This window comes from Streptomyces corchorusii (genome assembly GCF_001514055.1).
Classification (GTDB): domain Bacteria; phylum Actinomycetota; class Actinomycetes; order Streptomycetales; family Streptomycetaceae; genus Streptomyces; species Streptomyces olivaceoviridis.
This window is the reverse complement of the sequence record NZ_KQ948376.1, coordinates 40,680-60,302: the sequence shown is the minus strand read 5'-3', so window position 1 is coordinate 60,302 and position 19,623 is coordinate 40,680. Positions and strand designations below refer to the sequence as shown.

The 19,623-nt window shown below is 74.0% G+C and carries 8 protein-coding genes and 1 pseudogene; 5 read left to right on the top strand and 4 right to left on the bottom strand.

The annotated features are described in order from the left end of the window. Positions 1-449: 449 nt before the first annotated feature. Complete coding sequence (locus AQJ11_RS41350; RefSeq protein ID WP_079082664.1) at positions 450-1,754, bottom strand: S8 family serine peptidase; 1,305 nt, start codon at positions 1,752-1,754, stop codon at positions 450-452. A 403-nt stretch (positions 1,755-2,157) separates the two neighbouring features. Here AQJ11_RS41350 and AQJ11_RS41345 point away from each other — a divergent pair, with 403 nt between their 5' ends. From AQJ11_RS41345 to AQJ11_RS41335, 3 genes are read left to right on the top strand one after another with little or no spacing between them, the layout of a single operon-like run. Then, on the top strand, positions 2,158-5,142 hold the full coding sequence (locus AQJ11_RS41345) for a hypothetical protein (protein ID WP_059266866.1): 2,985 nt from the start codon (positions 2,158-2,160) through the stop codon (positions 5,140-5,142). Beyond that, the gene (locus tag AQJ11_RS51905) at positions 5,139-6,803 is read left to right on the top strand and encodes a hypothetical protein (RefSeq protein WP_244218627.1); all 1,665 of its coding nucleotides are present in this window, start codon (positions 5,139-5,141) and stop codon (positions 6,801-6,803) included. Before AQJ11_RS41345 ends, AQJ11_RS51905 begins: the two co-directional genes overlap by 4 nt. Before the next feature lie 36 nt (positions 6,804-6,839). Beyond that, complete coding sequence (locus AQJ11_RS41335; protein ID WP_059266865.1) at positions 6,840-10,190, top strand: right-handed parallel beta-helix repeat-containing protein; 3,351 nt, start codon at positions 6,840-6,842, stop codon at positions 10,188-10,190. Positions 10,191-10,267: 77 nt separating this feature from the next. Here the strand turns inward: AQJ11_RS41335 and AQJ11_RS41330 are convergent, their stop codons facing one another. Continuing rightward, on the bottom strand, positions 10,268-13,057 hold the full coding sequence (locus tag AQJ11_RS41330; protein ID WP_059266864.1) for an AAA family ATPase: 2,790 nt from the start codon (positions 13,055-13,057) through the stop codon (positions 10,268-10,270). Between the two features lie 197 nt (positions 13,058-13,254). Further along, the gene (locus AQJ11_RS41325; RefSeq protein WP_014668961.1) at positions 13,255-14,238 is read right to left on the bottom strand and encodes a helix-turn-helix domain-containing protein; all 984 of its coding nucleotides are present in this window, start codon (positions 14,236-14,238) and stop codon (positions 13,255-13,257) included. Positions 14,239-14,480: 242 nt separating this feature from the next. On the opposite strand from AQJ11_RS41325, the gene AQJ11_RS47620 reads away from it, so the two are divergent. After that, positions 14,481-17,474 (top strand): S8 family peptidase, encoded by a 2,994-nt coding sequence (locus AQJ11_RS47620; protein WP_079082663.1) that lies wholly within the window; start codon positions 14,481-14,483, stop codon positions 17,472-17,474. Positions 17,475-17,717: 243 nt separating this feature from the next. Here the strand turns inward: AQJ11_RS47620 and AQJ11_RS41310 are convergent, their stop codons facing one another. Then, entirely contained in the window at positions 17,718-19,211 is a 1,494-nt protein-coding gene (locus tag AQJ11_RS41310) for a hypothetical protein (RefSeq protein ID WP_244218634.1), read from the bottom strand. Positions 19,212-19,361: 150 nt separating this feature from the next. Here AQJ11_RS41310 and AQJ11_RS52995 point away from each other — a divergent pair. After that, positions 19,362-19,565 (top strand): annotated as a pseudogene (locus AQJ11_RS52995) (hypothetical protein); the annotation flags it as partial. Between the last annotated feature and the right edge of the window lie 58 nt (positions 19,566-19,623).

Genomic DNA, 19,623 nt, shown 5'->3' with positions numbered 1-19,623 from the left:
CGGCCGGGCCACTGGCCAACGGCGGCCCCCACCTCGGGTGTCGAGGTGGGGGCCGGATGCGGGGGTGTGCCGTGTGGTCGGCGGGGTGTGGGGGCGCTCGCGTGACCGGCGGGGTGCGGGCGGGTTCCGTCGTCGTGGGTTTCCCGGGCGTCGTTGGTCCGACCGGCCCGGCCGCCGGGGGAGGGGACCGCGATGGCCGGGGTGCGGTCGTGTGCCGGGTGGGCATGGCGTGGAGCGGAGGCCGCCGCAGGGTGGATGACGGGGCCGGGCGGAGTGAAGGGCCGGGTATCGGACGGTCTTCGGTGGCGGTTTCGGCGCCTGTGGTCGCCGGTGGTGGCGGTTCGGCGCCGGTGGTCGCCGGTGGTGGGGGGACGCGCAGGGGCGATGCGTGGGGGCCGGGTCCGGCAGGAAGTGTCCGGCCCGGCCCCCGCGTCGCGAGCCCCGGTGGCTCAGGCCCGTCGCTGCCCGGCCGTCCGCCGGGACAGGCGGACCCGGGCCACCGCCATGGCCCCGGCCGCCAGGACGCCCAGCAGCAGGCACGCTCCCGCCAGCGCCCAGGCCCGGGGGACGACACCGCTCGTCGGTGCCGCCTCGGGCAGGTGCAGCGCGGCCTCCGGCTCGCTGGACGGTGCCGCCCCCGTGGGCAGTACCGTGCTCAGCGCCCCGGAGGGGTCGAGCAGCGGCACCTCGGCGTGCGCGGCGGTCGCCTTGAGCCGGGCGGCGGTCTGGGCCGCGGTGAGATGCGGCAGATGGGCCCGCACCAGGGCGGCGGTCCCGGCCACGAAGGCGGTGGCCACGGACGCGCCGCTCGCCACGTAGTTCCCGGTGCCCTTCGGGCCGATCCCGGTGATGCCGTCGCCGGGCGCGGCCAGGTCCGCGTGTTCCGGCTGCGGGATTCCGTCGGGGCGTTGACCGTTGATGTCCACGTCCACGACCGAGAGCACACCGTCCGATGCGGCCGGCCAGTAGGAGGCGGGCGGGGGAGCCGAGGACTGCCCGGAACCGGTCTGCGGCGCGGTGTCGGGTGCGGCCGGGGCCACCACGAGGACGTCCGCGGCGGCGGCGTGCTTGATCGCGGCCCGCAGCCGGGCGGTGTTCACGGGCAGGGCCGCCGAGACGTCCACCACCTTCGCGCCGGCCGCGATGCCCGCCTCGATGCCGTCGGCGACCATGTCGGCGCTAGGCCGGCCCCACTGGTCCGTGCCCCGTTCCGCGACGATACGGGCCCTGGGCGCGACGCCTACGAAACCGCTTCCGGGCACCGGCGAGCCGGCGATCACCCCGGCCAGGAACGTGCCGTGTCCCACGCAGTCCTGCGCGGCGGCACCGTCCGCCCGCACACGCCCGGCGAGCCCGGCGGCCTGCGGAGCCACACCCGTGTCCACCACGGCGACCAGGACGCCGCCGCCCTGGGTGTAACGGCCCGCCTGCGCCAGGTTCAGGCTCAGCTGCGCCCAGGGTGTGGCGGCCACCTGGGTCGGCGAGGCCTTGGTGCAGGCGCCGGACGCGGGGTCGAGCGAGGGGGGTATCAACCGCAGTTCGGGCCCGGCCGACGCCGAGGCGACCGGCGTCGGCGTGGCGTCCCCGGCGGCCTCGGCGCTCACCGCCGGGACCACGGCGAGTGCCGCGCCGAGCAGCGGGGCCAGCACCGACAGACGCGGCGCACCGGGACCGCGTCCCGGTCGGAACGCCCGGACGTCTCCTTTCCGGGTTCCGCGTGTGAGACGGCGCGGGAAGAGGCTGTCGTCGGTCATGTCATCGAATTCCCTGGCCCTGGCGACCGGTCGGCATGCCACCGGCCGCGGCTGAGGTGTCCCGCTGGGTGTGGACATGGGGACATGCTAGTCAGCTCGCGGTGGAGGCTCGGAACACATGTGACGATCGTGTCCCAGAAACGGTGCCCTGGCTCGGTGGTTGCCGACAGCGGGTAAGCTGCGCATGAGAAACACGTGTGGCAGTGGGCCGACGCCGGCCAGCCGTATGTGGCCCCGCAGGGGGCGAACCGTAGAACACCGTTTTTTCGTCAGGTTTCGGCTCGGCACCGGCCGGCCGTCATCGACGGGTCACTTCCCGCGCCGGGCGGCTGCGATGCCACCCCCGCCGGATGTGACCGCGGACTGAGGACCGCGTGACCGCTGTCCTCGTGAGGAGTGTGTGATGATCCGGCGCGGCACCGGTCGGCGGGGCGGGCAGGCCGACCGGCACCCGGCCCCCCGCCTGACAGTGTCGCGCGCGGGCGAACGGGTGCACCTGGTGCACACGGGCGGCACACCGCCACGGCGGCTGGCGGACATCGCCGACTGGCTCGGGCCCGCCCGCCCCGAGGAGGCCGCGGTGCTCGTCGGCGCCTCCCTCGGCGAGGACGGTGTCGAGGGACTGTGCGACCTGCTCGCCCCGGTGCTCCAGCGGTTCAAGGACGACGGCGTACGTCTGCTGCGGCTGGTGATGTCGGCGGGAGCCGACGAGGCGGAAGGCCGCCCCTCCACGGCCAGGCTCATCTGTGAGCGGTGGGAACTCGACGTACTGGCGACCGCCGGGCCCGCGGTCGTCGTCCCGGACGGCACGCTCTTCTCACCCGACCTCCCCGACGCCCCCGGCGGCTGGTGGCACTTCTCCTTCCGCGAGGTACCGCGGCCCGTCGGCAGCCGGCTGCCCATCCCCGACTGGGAGTCCGGGCTGCGCCGGATGGACGGGAGCCTGGTCGCCGACCACGTCGTCGAGCCGGTACCGGCCGGCCTGCTGATCCGGCACGCGGGCGTGGCCCCCGCCGCCGTGCACACCCTGCCGTACGCCGTGCCTCCGGACCCCGACCGACCGCACCTGCTCGTCGACACGGTGGACGTGCCCGCGGCGGGACTGGCGACCGTGATCGCCGCGCTGCCGGGACGGGTGCGCAAGGACATCCGGCTGCTGTCCCTGGACGGGCGCTCCCTGCTGGAGACCGGGCAGGAGGTGGCGGACCTGCTCGGCACCGACGTGCACGTGGCCAACGGGATACCCGTGGTGGTCGACGGCGACGACCCGGAGACGGACGAGGCGGGCGGGGCATCGACGGAGCTGTACATGGTCGACGCCGACGGCACGCCTGCCTGGCGGCCGTTCGCGCAGACGCTCACCTGCGCGCCGGCGGCGGACGGCCGCGGGGGGCGCGCCCGGGTCAGTTCCTGGCACAGCCCGGCCCCGCTGCTCAAGGGTGCCCGGCCCGACGCCCTGCCCTTCGACCCGACCTGGAAGGTCGCGCTCACCCCCGCCGGTCTGTGGGCCGGCCCGCGCAGCAGCGAGCCCCCGCTCACCGCGGTGACCCGTACGGCGGACGCCGACACCGTGGCCATCGAGCTCGGTGCCCCGCGCCGGGCCGTCGACGACGCGCTGTGGCCGAGCCTCGACCGCCTGTTCGGGGAGCTCGACCCCGAGGTGCGGGAACGGGCCGTCGTCCACGTCCACGGTGTCCTCGGCAGCAAGGGCATGGAGCACCTGCGGCGGCTGACGGTCCGGCACAACTTCTCCCTGATGCCGCTGGCACGGGAGGAGGCCGCCGAAGGGGCGGCGGCGTCCGCGCCGTCCACCGCCGAGCCGTTGCCGTCCTCAGAGACCGGCGGGACTGAAGAGACCGAAGAGACCGAAGAGACCGAAGAGGCTCGGGGGACTTCGGGGATTGAAGAGACCGAAGAGGCCCTAGAGGCGGCGCGAGGGACCGAAGAGACTCAGGAGTCTGAGGAGACCGAGGAAGCCGGCGAGGTCTTGCGGGTCGACGGGTCCGCGTTCCCCGAACGCGGGAACCGGACCGAGACGCCGGTGGCTCCACGAGAGCTTCCCACGCAGACCGGGTCCACTAGCGCGGTGCGCGCCTCCGGGCCGTCCCCGGCGCGGGCACGGGTGCGTCCGCAGGAGCAGACGCAGCCGTCGGCCACCGGCCGTCCGCCGTCCGGCTCCTCCCCGGCGCCGCCCGCTCCGCGTACGACGACGGTGGTGGGGGAGGTCCCCGCGTCCGCCACCGGCACGCCCGGGAAGCCGCCGAACACGCCCCCGGCGCAGACGGGCGCACCCTCCGCGCCTGCCGTGGACATCCCTTCCGCGCCCACCCCTTCCGCACCCGCCGTCGACACACCTTCCGCGTCCGCCCCAGGCATCCCTTCCGCACCCGCCCCGGGCACCCCCTCCGCGCCGCCCGCGGTGAACGCGCCGCCCGCCCTGGGCACGTCGGCGCTGGAGACCGCCGTACCGCCTCAGGGGCGGGAGGACCCGGCCGCGCCGCCGGCGCCGCAGCCCCCGTCCGCTGGCGTCGGTTCCCCCTCCGAGCCGTCGCGTCGTGCGACCGGCCGCGCCGGCGCGCCGGACACGTCACCGGAGCGCGGCGCCTCGGACAGCGACCACAAGAAGCTCCGCGCCTATCTCGGCCCCTTCTGGAAGCAGCACCGCACGGCCGCCTCACAGATCGTCGAGCGCCTGTTCCCCGCTTCCTCGCGCGAGCAGTCGGACGCCCTCATCGCGGAACTGGTCGCGGTGCACGTCTACATGACGGCGGTGGACGACGCGCAGCTGCGCGCCGCGCTCGCGCAGGACGACGACCAGAGCCGGACCCTGCTGCGCTGTCTGCGGTCCGGCATGCGCCGACTGCCCTCGTACCGGGGCGCCGCGGTGAGCACCGCCGAGGAATTCGTCGCGCGCCTCACTCCGGAGGCCGCCGGCGACGAGTGGGAGGGGGACCTGCCGGTCCGCGCGGTCTCGGTCGGGCGTACCTATCCGGGGCCGTCCACCGATCACCTCCTCATCTGGTCGGTCACCGGGCGCCGTAGCGGCACCCGCGCCGGCGACGACGGTCAGGACGTCCTCTTCGCCCGGGAGTCGCGCTTCCGCGTCCTGGGGGTCGCCCGCCGTGGCCAGGCCACCGTCGGGCTCCTGCAAGAGGTGCCGCGACAGGCGCACGCGTCGCTGCCGCACCTGGACGCGGCCCTCCTCAACCGCCTGCGGACCGTACTCGACCTCCCCTCAGCGGCGCCCGAGCGGTACACCGGTCCACCCGCCCCGCCCCCCGGGACGTCGCCCGTCCCCGACACGGGTGACCAGGCGACCGGTCTCGCCGACAGCAGTCAGTCCCGACCAGCCCCTACCTCCAGCGTCCCGCCCCGAGGAGCGTCATGACCCCCAGAACGCCGAGGTCCGCCGCCGAACCGATCGCCACGAGCGGCAGCGCGTCCGCCGACCGGCGGATCCGTCGCGCCGCGGCGCTGCCCATGCCCGACGGAGCGAGCATGAGCCCCCTCGCACCGGCGGACCCGCTGGGCGCCGGACAGGACGAGAGCACGCTGCGGTCCCTGGCCTCGGCGCTGGCCGCGTCCCGCACGGCGCAGGACGAGCCCGAGACGGACCCGGCCGCATGGCGCCCGCGCGGCACGGAGGAGGCCGGCCAGGAGGCCGCGGCCACCGACGCCGACGGCGCGGCGACCGCCCCGGCAGGCTCGCCGCCGCGCCGTGCGGGCGGCGGCCGGCTGACGTCGAAGGTGGCCGAGCGGCCGTTCCTCGTCGCCGCCGCCCTGGCCGGGGCGGTCGTCGCGGCCACCCCGTTCATGACGTCCAACGGCAAGGGCCACACGACGACGTACGAGGGCCTCGGGCAGGCGGACCCGGTGGCGGTGGGGTCCGGGGGCGCCCCCGACCGGCACCCCGACGCCTATCCCAGCCAAGTGCCGTTGCAGGACCCGGGTACCGGCGGGGGTACGACGTCCGCCGACAACCTGCTGGACCCCGATGCCGGTGCCTGGCACGGCTCGACGGACACCTCCGCGACGGGTGGCTCGCCGACGGCGCAGTCCCCGGTGGTGCCCGACGTGCTGGCGGCGGACACTCCCGGCGCCCATACGCCCGCGCCCTCCACCGGCACCACGGTGGCCGCCGCGCGGCCGGCGCACGATGCCGACGCACCGGGTCCGGCGGTGGTCGCCGCGTCCCCGAAGAGCGCCGCCGCCCACGGCAGCGGCGCGTCCAAGCCCGCGGCGACGGAGTCCAAAGCGGCGCGGACGGCTGCCGCCGATGCTCCCGCCAAGGCCGCGACCACGACGGCGGCGGCCCGAACCGCCTCGCCGACGTCCACCAGTGCTGCCACCACGACGAAGCCCGCGGACACGAAGCCCGCGGACACGAAGGCTGCGGACACCAAGGCCGCTGATACGAAGGCTGCGGACACCAAGGCCGCTGATACGAAGCCCACGGGCACCGGCGCCACGGACACCAAGTCCTCGGGCACAAAGCCCACCGACACCAAGCCCACGGACACGAAGCCCACCGACACCACGCCCACCGACACGACGGACACCAAGGCCGCGAACACCGAGGCCGCGGACAACACCCCGGCGTCCGACCGTCAGCAGGCGACGTCCTCCCAGGCGGCCGGCGCCTCGGCCGACACCCCCTCCGACCAGGCCGCCGATCCGACACCCGCTCCGGCGGAGGCGGCCCCCGCACCGCAGTGGAGCACCAAGGTCTTCACCTCCACGCTGACCCTGCGCCCCGGCGAGTCGGTGCACTCCGACCGGATGCGCATCACCATGCGGGCCGGCGGTGACCTCGTCATCTCCGACGAGAACGGCACCGTCCGCTGGTCGTCGGGCACCACCGGGCAGAACAACTACGCCACCTTCAAGGCGGACGGCGAACTCGTCGTCCGGTCCGCCTACCAGCACACCCTGTGGTCCTCCCGGACGGGCGGCCATACCGGCGCCAAGCTGGTCATCCAGAACGACGGCAACGTCACGATCCTGAGCTCCGGCGATCAGACCCTCTGGGCCGCCGGCACCCAGCACTGAGCCCACCGCGAACACCGCGAACACGAAGGAGCAGGCGTGGCCCGCCATCTGATCACCGTCGGCCAGGAGAACGGGTGCGACCACACCACCATCGGCGCGGCACTCGCCAGCGCCCGGCCGGGAGCCGTCATCAGCGTCCGGCCGGGCAGCTACCGGGAGACCCTGGTGGTGAACAACCGGGTCACCATCGTCGCCGACGGCCCGCGCGGCAGCGTCGAGATCGCCCCGGACAAGGGCGCCGCCGTCACGCTCGCCGCCGACGCCGTGATGCTGACCGACCTGCTCCTGCGGGGAGGCGCGGGCGAGCTGCCGGTGATCGACGCGGTCCGCGGCCAGGTCGCCCTGGACGGCTGCGAGGTCCTCGGAGCGGGCTGGACGGCCCTGCTCAGCCGCGGCAGCGGCTCCCTCGCCATACGGTCCTGCCGGATCACCAACCCCGTCGGAGCGGGCGTGGTGGAGGCCGGCACGACCGGCAGCGTCATCGCGGACTGCCTGATCGAGAACCTGGGCACCTCCGGCGTGGTGATCAGCGAGCAGGGCCGCGCCGATGTGCGCAACTGCCGTATCCGGGACGCGCGCGGCAACGGCGTGCTGGCCAACGGCCAGTCCCGGGGCGTCGTGGAGGACTGCGAGATCACCGCCGTGGAGAAGCCCGGACTCGCTCTGGAGGGCGGTACGTCGCTGCGGGTGGTGCGCACGACGCTGCGCGACTGCTCGGTGGGCGTGCATCTCGCGAGCTCCGTGCGCACCGAGCTGTCCCATGTGCAGGTGTACGACTCCAGCAGTCACGGCTTCGTGGTCGCGGAGCGCTCCGACCCGCAGCTGTCGTACTGCGAGACCGCCCGCACCCGGGGCAGTGGCCTGTACGTCACCGGCCGCTCCCGCGGCTACTTCGTGAACTGCGCGTTCGACACCGCCGAAGAGGCCGCCGTGTACGTCGACGAGTCCAGCACCCCGTCCCTGACCGGGACCCGGGTGACGAACAGCAAGACGGTGGGCGTGCTGCTGGAGGGCGAGTCCGCCGCGGAGTTCGACCAGCTCGACGTCGTACGGGCCGGCGGCAACGGGGTGTCGCTGTCGACCGGGGCCAACCCGCTGCTGCGCCGGGCCCGGATCACGGAGGCGCGCGGCGCGGGCATCCTGGTCGCCGGGAACAGCCGCGGCCGGTTCGAGGACTGCGAGGTGGGCGATTGCGCCGGGCACGCCCTGCGCGTCGAGGGCGGCGGCAACCCGCACATGGGAACCTCCGCCCTGCGCGGGGCGGGCCGGTCCGGGGTCTGTGTCGGTGCCAACGGGCGGGTCACGCTGCGGGACTGCGAGATCTCCGGCTGCTCCGCCTCGGGAGCCGCGGTGGAGGAGGACGGCGACCTGTCGCTCGTCCGCACCCGGGTGCTGGGCAGCGGCGGCCACGGTGCCCTCGTCGGCACGGGCGGCCGGGTCGCGCTGAAGTCCTGTGAGTTCAGCGGGAACGCCGGGGACGGCATCCGGATCGACACCGACCGCTCCGTCGAGGTCACCGACTGCACCGTACGCTCCAACCGCGGCGCCGGCATCAAACGCGCGCCGTCCCGGGGCGAGTTCACGCTCTCCGGTCTCACCAGCGTCGACAACAAGTCGCCGGACGAGGGCACCGACCCGGCCGCCGATCCGGTCGTGCCCGAGCACACCGGAACCGGTGCCGCCGGCGGCACGGAGGGCGGGGCGCCGGAGAACGCCCTGGTCGCCGAGTTGAACGACCTCGTCGGTCTCACCCATGTCAAGGAGCAGGTCAACATGCTCGTCAGCCTGGGCAAGCTCGCCCAGCGACGGGCCCAACTGGGCATCCCCGCCCCGCCGATGAGCCGCCACCTGGTCTTCGCGGGCCCGCCCGGCACCGGCAAGACCACGGTGGCCCGGCTCTACGGCGGCATCCTGGCGAGCCTCGGGATGCTGTCGTCCGGGCATATCGTCGAGGTGGCCCGCGCCGACCTGGTCGCCCAGGTGATCGGCGGCACCGCGATCAAGACCACCGAGGTGTTCGAACAGGCGCAGGGCGGTGTCCTGTTCATCGACGAGGCCTACACCCTGCTGTCCGACAGCAAGGGCTCCAGCGTCGACTTCGGCCAGGAGGCCATCGACACCCTGGTGAAGCTGATCGAGGACCACCGTGACGACACCGTCGTGATCGTCGCGGGCTATCCGAAGGAGATGGAGGACTTCCTCGCCGCCAACCCGGGCCTGGCCTCGCGTTTCACCCGGACCATCGAGTTCGAGAACTACTCGGTGGACGAACTCGTCACCATCACCGAGTCCATGTGCGCGGGCCACCGCTACGTACTGGACCCGCTGACCAGGCAGGCGCTGGGGCTGCGGTTCTCCCGGATGCGACGGGACGCGACCTTCGGCAACGGCCGGGCCGCCCGCCAGGTCTTCGAGGAGATGGTCGACCGGCAGTCGCTGCGGCTGGCCACCCTGCCCGAGGCCAGCGAGGCGGACCTGATGCTGATGCTGCCCGAGGACGTCGGCGCCGACCTCGCCGAGGAACTGCGCACGGAGGTCAAGAAGAAGGAGCCCGGCGAGTCCGACGTGCTGGCCCGGCTGCGCGCCATGACCGGTCTGGGGGCGGTCAAGCGCGAGGTCGGCGGCATCGTGAACCTGCTCACCAACTACCAGCAGCGTGCCGCGCTGGGACTGCCGACCCCCTCGGTCAGCCACCACGCGGTGTTCTCCGGCCCGCCCGGCACCGGCAAGACCACCGTGGCCCGGCTCTACGCCGACCTGCTCAAGTCCTTCGGCGTGCTCTCCCAGGGCCAGCTCGTCGAGGTCGCCCGGGCCGACCTGGTCGGACGCTACATCGGTCACACCGCGCAGCTCACCACCGAGAAGTTCGAGGAGGCCGTCGGCGGTGTGCTCTTCATCGACGAGGCGTACACGCTGACGCCCGAGAACTCGCCGCAGGACTTCGGCCGGGAGGCCGTGGACACCTTGCTGAAGCTGATGGAGGACCGGCGCGACGAGGTCGTGGTGATCGTCGCCGGCTACCCGGCGGAGATGGACCGGTTCCTGGAGTCCAACCCGGGCCTGGCCTCCCGCTTCTCCCGGCACGTCACCTTCGAGGACTACTCCACCGACGAGCTGCTGTCGATCATGGAGGAGCAGGCGTCGACGGCGGGATACGTGTGCGCGCCGCAGACCAGGGAGGCCCTGCGCCTCCACCTCGACGGCCTGCCGCGCACCAGGAGCTTCGGCAACGCGCGCCTCGCCCGCCAGCTGCTGGAGACCATGATGACCCGGCAGGCGGGCCGGCTGGCGTCCCTGCCCGCACCCGACCTGGAGGCGCTCACCACCCTCCTCCCGCAGGACCTGCCCGAGGCGGCGCTGGCGGCGCTGCCGGGCGGGGAAGGATGAGGTGCGGTGACACGGTGGCGGGCGGCGCCGGCCGGGCGGGGCGCAGCCGGCGCCCGGTCCGCCCGGCCCGAGGCCCGTCAGTCCGTGTCCGGGGGGCGCAGGGCGTCCCGCAGCGCCACCCGGGAGGCGATGCCGAGCTTCGGATAGATCTGGTACAGGTGTGCGCCGACGGTGCGGTGCGAGAGGAACAGCCGCTCGGCGATCTGCTTGTTCGTCAGCCCGGTCGCGGCCAGTTCCGCGATCTCGCGTTCCTGCGGGGTGAGCGCCGTGACGTCCCTGCCGTCGGGGCCGCCCACCACCCGTCCGGCCGCCCGCAGTTCCTTGCGCGCCCGCTCCGTCCAGGCCGTGGAGCGCAGCTGCCGGAAGGTCTCCAGCGCGGCCGTCAGCGGAGCCTTGGAGCCGGACAGCGCCCGGGACCTGCGCAGCCGCTCGCCCTGGGCGAGACGCACCCTGGCCAGGGCGAAGGGCCACCGCTCCGCGTCCGGGACGGCCAGCGCCGCGGCGAACAGCCGGGCCGCCTCCGCGTCGTCCTCCGCGACGAGGGCCTCGGCGCCGGTGGCCAGCATGGCGAGCCGTGGCGAGAGCCCGGCGACGTTCGTGTCGCGCAGAGCCCGCACATGCGCGACCGCCTGCGCCCGCCGGCCGGTGCGCACGGCTGCTTCCACCAGTTCGAAGAACACCCATGCCGCGTGGGCGACGTACGGCGGGAAGCTCCCGGCCGGGCTGATGGCGTTGACGCGCGCGAACGCCCCGTCGAAGTCACCGTCGGCGATGTCCGCGAGCGCGTGCACGTGCAGCGCGCAGTGGACGGCCTCCCGGATGCCGCGCGGCGCCGCCCAGTTCGTCATCGCCTCGGCGAGCGCGTGCGCGGTCCCGGTGTCGCCTTGCGACGCCGTGACGAGCCCCTTGGTGTACTGGAAGAACCAGGTGCAGACGGCGTACCCCGAGCTGGCGCACAGGGCCAGGCCCTCCTCCGACAGCTGAAGGACCTCGGCCCACTCGCCGCGGTGGTAGTCGTCCAGGCACAGGTGCAGCAGGGCGCCGATGTGCCGCCGTACCGGGCCTCCCTCGCGCCCCTGCCCGACCAGCCGCCAGGCCGCGTCCCGCACCGCCGCCAGCCGGTCCGGGTACACCGCGGCGGTTCCCACCCGGACGACCCGCGCGGGGTCGGTCTCCCGCGTCGTGCCCTCGATGATCTCGTCCAGCTCCCGCAGCGTCTCCGCGTCCGCGTGGGCCGGGTCGCCCCATGTCCGCGCGGCCACGGACAGCAGCCGCGGGGGAGTGGGGCGCAACCGGGAGACGGCCGCGTAGTACGGCTTCCACAGGTCCGCACGCGCGCCGTAGTTGCACAGCAGCAGCAGGAAGTGCAGCGCGTCGATGAGCGCCGGGTCCTCGGCGTCGTAGCCGTGGCCGCCCTCCTCGATGGCGCCGACCAGCAGCCGGTGGGCCGTCGCCAGGTCGCCGTCGCTGTTCAGCACGAGCTGGACGGCGGCGGTCGCGGAGCGCAGGGACGCGCCGTGTCCGGGATCCGCCCGGGAGGCGTCCTCCAGCAGGGCCGAGGCGCTGCTCAGCGCGCCGATCGCCTCGGCGCCCACGTAGGCGGCCTCCGACAGGCGGCGCGCGCGGTCGGCGTCCAGCGGGCTGAGCTCGGCGGACCGGGTGAGGGCGGCGATCGCCGCGACCGCGTCCCCGCGGTCCAGGATGCGCCGGGCGGTGCGCTCCAGCAGCAGGGCCACCTCCTCGTCGGGCTGGAGGGTCGCCTCTCCGAGGTGCCAGGCCCGTCGCTCCGGCCTGCCGGCCGGTACCCGCGCCAGGGCCCGGTGCGCCGCGCGGCGGGCGCTGCTGGTGGCCGCCGCCACCACGGCCGACATGATCAGGGGATGCCGGAACACCAGGCGGCGCGGTGACTCGGCCACGCGTACCAGCCCGTCCCGCTCGGCCGGGTCCAGGTCGCGCAGGTCCGCGTCGGCGCCGCTCTCCCGCGCGGCGGCGGACAGCACACCGAGGTCGCCGGTGCCGTCCAGGGCGGCGAGCAGCAGCAGGGTGCGGGTCGTGGCGGGCAGGGAGCGCACCCGGGAGACGAACACGGACTGGAGGCGCTCGCCCAGCGGCAGCACGGCCGGCAGCACCTCCCGGGCCCGGCGCTGGTCCGCGCCCAGCGCGTCGGGGAGTTCGAGCAGGGCCAGCGGGTTGCCCTGGGCGGTGTCCAGCAGGCGTCGGCGCACCGGGTGCGCCAGGTCCGGGAAGCGCAGGTCGACCAGGTGGGCGGCGGCGTCCGCGTCCAGGGCGGGCAACCGGTGGGCGGGCAGTCCGCCGCCGTCGAAGAAGCTGGGCACGCCCGTCCGGGAGGCCGCGAGGAAACGGATCGGGGTGCCGGACAGCCGCCGGGCGAGGAAGCCGAAGACCGCGGCGCTCGCCCGGTCCACCCAGGGCAGGTCGTCCACGATCAGCAGGACGGGGGTGTCCTGGGCCGCCGACCGCAGCAGGGCCAGCGCGGCGTTGCAGACGACCATGCGCTCGGGGAGCGGACCGGCGCCGAATCCCAGGGCGATCCGCATGGCCTCGCGGGTGGGGGAGTCGAGCCGTTCGAGGAGGCCGTGCAACGGCAGCAGGATCTGGTTGAGCGCCGCATAGCCGACGTCGGCCTCGAACTCGGCGCCGGCCGCCCGCAGGACGCGGGTCCCCCGCTGGGCGGCGGTCCGGGCCACGGCGTCCAGCAGGGCGGACTTGCCGACCCCGGGCTCCCCGGACAGCAGCAGGACACCGCTCGCGTGCCGCTCCAGCATCTCGGAGAGGTGGTCCAGATCGCGCTCGCGTCCCACCAGGAGCTCGGTGTGGCCGGTCCTCGGCACGTCGGCGTGCGCCACCGGCCACCGCCTTCCTCCGGCCCCGGCCTCGCGCGACCGTGCCATGCGTATCTCCCACCGTGCCCGGCCATTGTAGGAGCGCCTGGTCGTGCTCCGGCTACCTGCCTCGCCCGGCGTCACCACCCGGTACCAGGCAGTGACCTGCGCGTTCGTCCGTGATCCCGCCCTTCGCCGGGACGGGGCCGGGCGCGCGGCGGTCAGATCAGTCCGCGTGCCGCGGCCGTGGCCCCCGCCTGGAAACGGGTGTCGGCGCCCAGCCTGGCCAGGACTGCTGCGACGCGCCGGGTGGCGGTACGGGTACTGCACCCCAGCTGGCGGGCGATGGCCTGGTCCTTCAGGCCGGCCTTGAGCATGCGGAGCAGCAGGACGTCGTCTTCGTCGAGGCCGTCGTCCCCGGCGGGCGCCGGCCCGGTGATCGGCTCCGCGCGGTTCCAGTAGGCCTCGTACAACTCCATCAGGGCGTCGAGCATGGCGGAGGGGTGGATGACGACGAGGTCGTCGTAGACCGGCCCCGACAGGGGGACCAGCGCGACCCGCCGGTCGACGATGTGGAGCTTGAACGGCAGGGACGGCAGCATCCGTGCACGCTCGCCCAGTTCGGCGAGCCTGAGCAGCATCGCGAACCGTCCGGGCCGTTCCATGGACTGCGGACAGTAGATCGACCGCACGTCGATGCCCCGTTCGAGCCACCCCTTGGTGAGGCCGAACTCGTCCTCGTTGCTGTGGAGCCGGCCGTCCGGGCGGCCCACGTAGGGCGGCCGGTCCAGGGCCCACATGTGGGAGGTCGCGGAGTTGCTCAGCTCCGCGACCCGTTCCAGGATCAGCCCGCGGTCCGAGAGGACCTCCACCAGGTTGCGCGGATCGGACCGCAGCCGCCCCTCACGGTAGCGCTCGGCGATCCGGTCGATCTCCGCGCGTGCCGAGGCCAGCGCCATCTCCGTCTCCCACTGCCGTCTGGCCAGCAGGGGAAGCATCGCGGTCTGCGGGTCCGTCGCCTGGTAGCGGCTGAGACCGGTGACGTACAGGAGCCCGAGGTCCCGCAGGCGGGCGACACACCGCACAACGTGCTGCTCCGGAACACCCAGGGACGCGCAGACCTCCTCGACGGTCGCCTGACCGTGGTCCACGAAGCACCGGTACACCTCTTCGTCGGGCTCGGCTATGCCCAGGACCGACAGCACGTATGCATACCTCCGTCGGATCGGTGTGTGACATTCCTGGCGCGGTTGGCCATCCGTCCAAATGTGCCAACAGAGTATCTGGACACCTCTCCAAGGAACAGCGTTCACTTTCTCGCTGGGGCGGCGAGGTTGCTTCAGTGTCCGGCACCCGCCGTCGTCAACTCCCCGCCCCCGCACGCGCAGCACCGGCCCGAAGGTGCTGGAGACACATCCGGCTCGGCCCACTCCCCGTGGAGGAACGTGTGAGTTCCACGTCCCGAAGAACGACCTTCGCCTGCGGCGCGGCGGCTCTGGCCGTCTCCTTGGCCGCCGTCTGTACCGGCGTACCGGCGCAGGCCGCCGGCGACCCGCTGACCCCCGTCCCCCGCTCCGGGCACCTCCCGGTCGGCCGTTACATCGTGACCCTCTCCGACGCGCCCGTCGCCCTCTACCAGGGTGGCGTGGCCGGCCTCGCGGGCACCGCGCCGAAGCCGGGCGCCAGAGTCGACACCTCCAGCACCGCCGCACACCGCTACCAGGACTACCTCCAGGACCGGCAGAGCAGGGCCGCCGCCTCGGTCGGCGCCAGGGTCCGGGGGCGCTACACGGTGGTGACCAACGGCTTCACCGCGAAACTGACGGCCGTTCAGGCGGCGCTCCTGAGCCGGCAGCCGGGCGTCCTCAAGGTCAGCCCGGACGGATGGAACAAGCCGGCGGACGACTCCCGGTCCACCGACCTCATGGGCCTGTCGGGACCGCACGGCGTGTGGTCGCGGCTCGGCGGCACCGTGAACTCGGGCAAGGGCGTGGTGGTCGGTGTCATCGACACCGGCGTCTGGCCCGAGAGCGCGTCGTTCGCCGCCCCCGCGCTGGGCACCGCGCCCCCCACGGCCAAGGACCCCTACCGCCCTTACCGCAAGGGCGACGTGATCACGATGAGGAAGGCCGACGGAAGCACCTTCACCGGCGCCTGCCAGACCGGTGAGCAGTTCACCGCCGCCGCCTGCAACACCAAGCTCGTCGGCGCCCGGTACTTCGGCGACGCCTATCTCGCCGAGACGCCCCCGGAGCAGCGGGACGACTACGTGTCACCGCGCGACGGCGAGGGCCACGGCACCCACACCGCGTCCACCGCCGCGGGCAACGCGGACGTCCGGGTGACCGTGGAGGGGAAGGACTTCGGGAGGATCTCCGGAGTGGCACCGGGCGCCGCGGTCGCCGTGTACAAGGCGCTGTGGAAGGACAAGGGCGGCGCCGACTCCGACATCGTCGCGGCGATCAACCAGGCGGTGGCGGACGGCGTCGACGTCATCAACTACTCCGCGGGGGCGCTCCTGGAAACCCCGCTCGACAATCCCGTCCAGCAGGCCTTCCGGGCAGCGGCACAGGCCGGCGTGTTCGTGTCGGCGTCCGCGGGCAACAACGGCCCGTCGAGGTCGTGGATCGACAACACCGCCCCGTGGACCACCACCGTCGCGGCCAGCACCATGGCGACCCCGGAGGCCACGGTGAAGCTGGGCGACGGCCGGACCTTCGTCGGGGCCAGCGTCACCGTGGACAAGGAACTCGGGCCGGAACCGCTGGCGTTGTCCACCGACGTGCGAGCCTCCTCGGCGACGGAGACGGCGGCGAAGCTGTGCCAGGACGGGACGCTCGACCCGGCGAAGACGGCCGGGAAGATCGTGGTGTGCGACCGGGGGGTCAACACCCGGGTGAGCAAGTCCGCCGAGGTCGCGCGAGCCGGGGGCGTCGGCATGGTCCTGGTGAACACCAGCGACCAGGACACGGACGGCGACATCCACCTGGTGCCGACCGTGCACCTGAACGGAACGGCGGCCACGACGGTCCGCGTCTACGCGGCGGCGCCGGGCGCCACCGCCTCACTGGAGCCGGGAGGTTCCACCGGGACGCCGTACCCGCAGATCGCTCCGTTCTCCAGCAGGGGACCCTCGGAAGACAACAAGGGCGCGCTGATCAAACCGGACCTCTCCGCACCGGGCGTGGCCGTGCTCGCCGCCGTCGCGCCGCCCGGAAACCAGGGGCACGACTTCGACTTCATGTCGGGAACGTCGATGGCCGCGCCGCAGGTGTCCGGCCTCGCGGCCCTCTACTTCGGCGTGCATCCCACGTGGTCCCCGATGGCGGTCAAGTCGGCCCTGATGACGACCGCCGTCGACACCAGGACCGCGTCGGGCGGCACCAGCACCGACGTGTACGCGCAGGGTTCCGGTGAGGTCGACCCCGCCGCGATGCTCGACCCCGGCCTGGTCTACGACTCGTCGAACCGGGACTGGCTCGCCTACGAGGAGGGCCTCGGGATCGACACCGGTACCGGCGTGGCCCCCATCGAACCCAGCGACCTGAACTACCCCTCCCTCTCCGTGGACCGACTGCTCGGTTCGCGTACCCTCACCCGCACGCTGACCGCGGTCAGGCCGGGTGTGTACCGGGCGTCGGTCGAGCTGCCCGGTTTCCGGGCCGAGGTGAAGCCCTCGACCCTGCGCTTCACCCGCACCGGGCAGACCGCGAAGGTCAGCATCAAGCTGACGCGCACCACAGCGGTCTCCGACGTTCCCGTCACGGGCTCCCTGACCTGGGCGGGCAGCGGGCACGTGTCGGTACGCAGCCCGATCGTGGTGACACCGCAGAGCCTGCTGGCCCCCGGCCGGCTGGAAGGCAGCGGGAGCGCGGGAAGCGTCTCGTACTCCGTGACCCCGGGAACCGAGAAGCTCAAGCTCACCGCCTACGCCCCCGTGGCGGGCGCCCCCGTACGCGGTGAGATGTCCGACGAGACGGGCAACGCGCAGGACTTCGTCCTCACGGTGCCGCAGGGAAGCAAGGCCGGTGAGTTCTTCGCCGTCGGGGACGACCCCGGCGACAAGCTGTACCTGATGGTCACGCCCTTGCGGGAGGACGGTTCGCCCGCCACGGGCGGCCAGTTGAGCGAGTACGAACACCAGGCGCACGTCAGCCTGGGGACGCTGAAGCCGGGCAAGTACGCGGTGACCGTCATGTCGGCCTGGTACGAGGGGGCACCGTTCTCGTCCGACATCACGTTCACCCTTCAGGCGAACGTGGTGGGCACGGACGCGCCGACGACCGGCACCTTCAGCGTGTCCCCCGAGCGTCCTGCGACGAAGCCGGGCGTCCCGTTCCCCGTCACCGGCACGTGGTCCGGTGTGGACACCTCCGCTCCGGCCACCGCCTACGTCGGCTACCAGGACGGTACCGGCACCCTGGTCAGCATCCACGGCTGACCCCCTCCTCCGGCGGGCCGCCCGGTGGTGCTCAGGACGTGCACCACTTCTGGTCGGGGCCGCCGGAGCAGGACCACAGCGGGAGCCGGGCGCCGTTGCCCCGGACCAGTCACACGTGCGGGTGCCCGCCACCGGCGATCCCGGTGGCGGGCACCCGATGACCGGCTCAGCGCAGCCCGTAGGCCCGTGTGACGGTCTGCCGGACCCGGTCGCCTGCGCGGTCGACGGCGAGACGGAAACAGGTCAGAAGCTGCGCGCCGGCAGCGGGGTGCGCTGCCGGGACCGGCCGGAGCCGGAGGCGGCTTCCGGTCCGGTGCCGGGGCGTCCCGCGGGCTCCGGCCGGGGCGACGTCACCGGGTCGGCGCAGCGCAGTCCGTGACGGACCGTCAGCCCGTGCAGGCGCTCACCGTCCCGTGCGTCGAGATCACCGTGGACGTGCACCACGGCCCGGACACAGACCTCGGGCTCCAACTGCCCGAACAGCCGCTCCAGCGCCGGCCACAGGGAGGCGTCGAGCGGCCGGTGCGAACCCCAGGGCCCGAGGTCGAGTGCGACGGTGTCGGCGCGGGCGGGGCGGGCGGTGGCGAGGAGCGGCGGTGCGGCGTCACGCGGTCCGACCCACAGGCCCGACGGGGTCACCGCCGCCTTCCAGTCCCGGCCCAGCGACAGCGCGTCGGGCCCGGTGCCCGCGATCAGCACGGCGGGGACCCGCCACTGCGTCACGCGCGCCGGCCGGCCGCCCCCGCTCGTCGCCGGCCCGTGGGCGAGGGTCAGGGCGAAGGGCCGCCAGGCGGGCCGGCCCTCCTCGTCGAGCAGGTACTGGTCCACGGCGGCGTCGCCGGCCGAGACGCCCTCCGGGACGGCCCTGCCGTTCATGACGGGCGCTCCCAGCGCCACGCCGACCTCGCAGCCCAGGAGGTCCGACACCTCCTGAGCGGTCCGTGACATCGGCTGACCCGCCAGCGAAACCAGCCGCAGCGAGCCGCGCACCCGCTCGGGGAGCGTCCCCATGACCACCGCGAGGACGGTGGCGGGCGTCCGCGGCGAGGTGATGATCAGCTGCGGCCGGCCGTCCTGCGGCGGTACGGCGTGCAGCCGGGCGTGGGTGGCGGGCGACACCGGTCCCGCGGGCCGTACGGCCAGCCCGGCCGGCACGGGTTCGACGATGTGCCCGGCCAGTGCCTGGCGGCCCACCCGCCGCACCGCGATCTCCCAGTCCGGAACGGGCAGATGAACGCTCACGTGCCGGGCGGCCGTGCCGGGCGAGAAGTGCCACCAGCCGCCGGGGCCCCCCGGGTGGCCGGGCGCGAAGAGACTACCCGCCGCCGTCACGAGCGCGGACCCGGCGGTGGCCAGGACGTCCATGCCCCACCGTTCGCTGATCAGCCGGGCCGCCGACGGGCTGTCGCCGGCCTCGTGGGCGCCCTCGGACATCACCAGGGTCAGCAGGCGCACCCGCGCGTCCCGGCTCGCCTCCAGCACGGGCGCCAGCAGCCGGCCCAGCCCCTCCGCGCCGCCCTCGACCGAGGACACGCCGACCACGACGAACGCCTCGTTCGGCCGGGTGGGGCCGAGCCGGCCGGCGAGCCGGGTGAGCCACACCGGCGGCCTGCTCCCCGAGTGCACCAGATGCAGGTGCTCGCCGACGGAGGTGACCGTCGACGCCGTCGCCGTGTCGTATCGAACGCGGCCCGGGTCTCCCGCGGGGATGACGGTCATGCGGCCCTCACAGTCCATGGTCACGGCGGAAGGAGACACACGAAGGGCATGACACGGACACGCATCGCCGACCCCGCGGCCATCCCTGTGCTCACATGCGCCCGCCGGTCCGCTCCCGGCACACGTTTCTCCGGGTCGGAGTCTACCGGACACATGTCGGACTAAGATATGTACACGATTCGCTGGTTTTGCCCCGAACTTGGGCGCAGCGTTCGTCCAGGTACGTGTGAGATGGCCCAGGGGAGGAGGCAGGACGTCATGACGGCAGAACCGGTGCGGTTCAACCCCGACGAGCGGCTGGAGGTAGTGACGATCCCCGTGTCCGACGTCGAGCGGGCGAAGGAGTTCTACCTACGGCTCGGCTGGCGACTGGACCGCACGCCACCCGCCAAGGTGCAGGTCACCCCGCCCGGACGGCAACGCGTTGCTG

Bases quoted from the DNA above. Each gene is read 5' to 3' on its own strand.
- AQJ11_RS41350 (WP_079082664.1), bottom strand. From the start codon at position 1,754: ATGACCGACGACAGCCTCTTCCCGCGCCGTCTCACACGCGGAACCCGG.
- AQJ11_RS41345 (WP_059266866.1), top strand. From the start codon at position 2,158: ATGATCCGGCGCGGCACCGGTCGGCGGGGCGGGCAGGCCGACCGGCAC.
- AQJ11_RS51905 (WP_244218627.1), top strand. From the start codon at position 5,139: ATGACCCCCAGAACGCCGAGGTCCGCCGCCGAACCGATCGCCACGAGC.
- AQJ11_RS41310 (WP_244218634.1), bottom strand. From the start codon at position 19,211: ATGGACTGTGAGGGCCGCATGACCGTCATCCCCGCGGGAGACCCGGGC.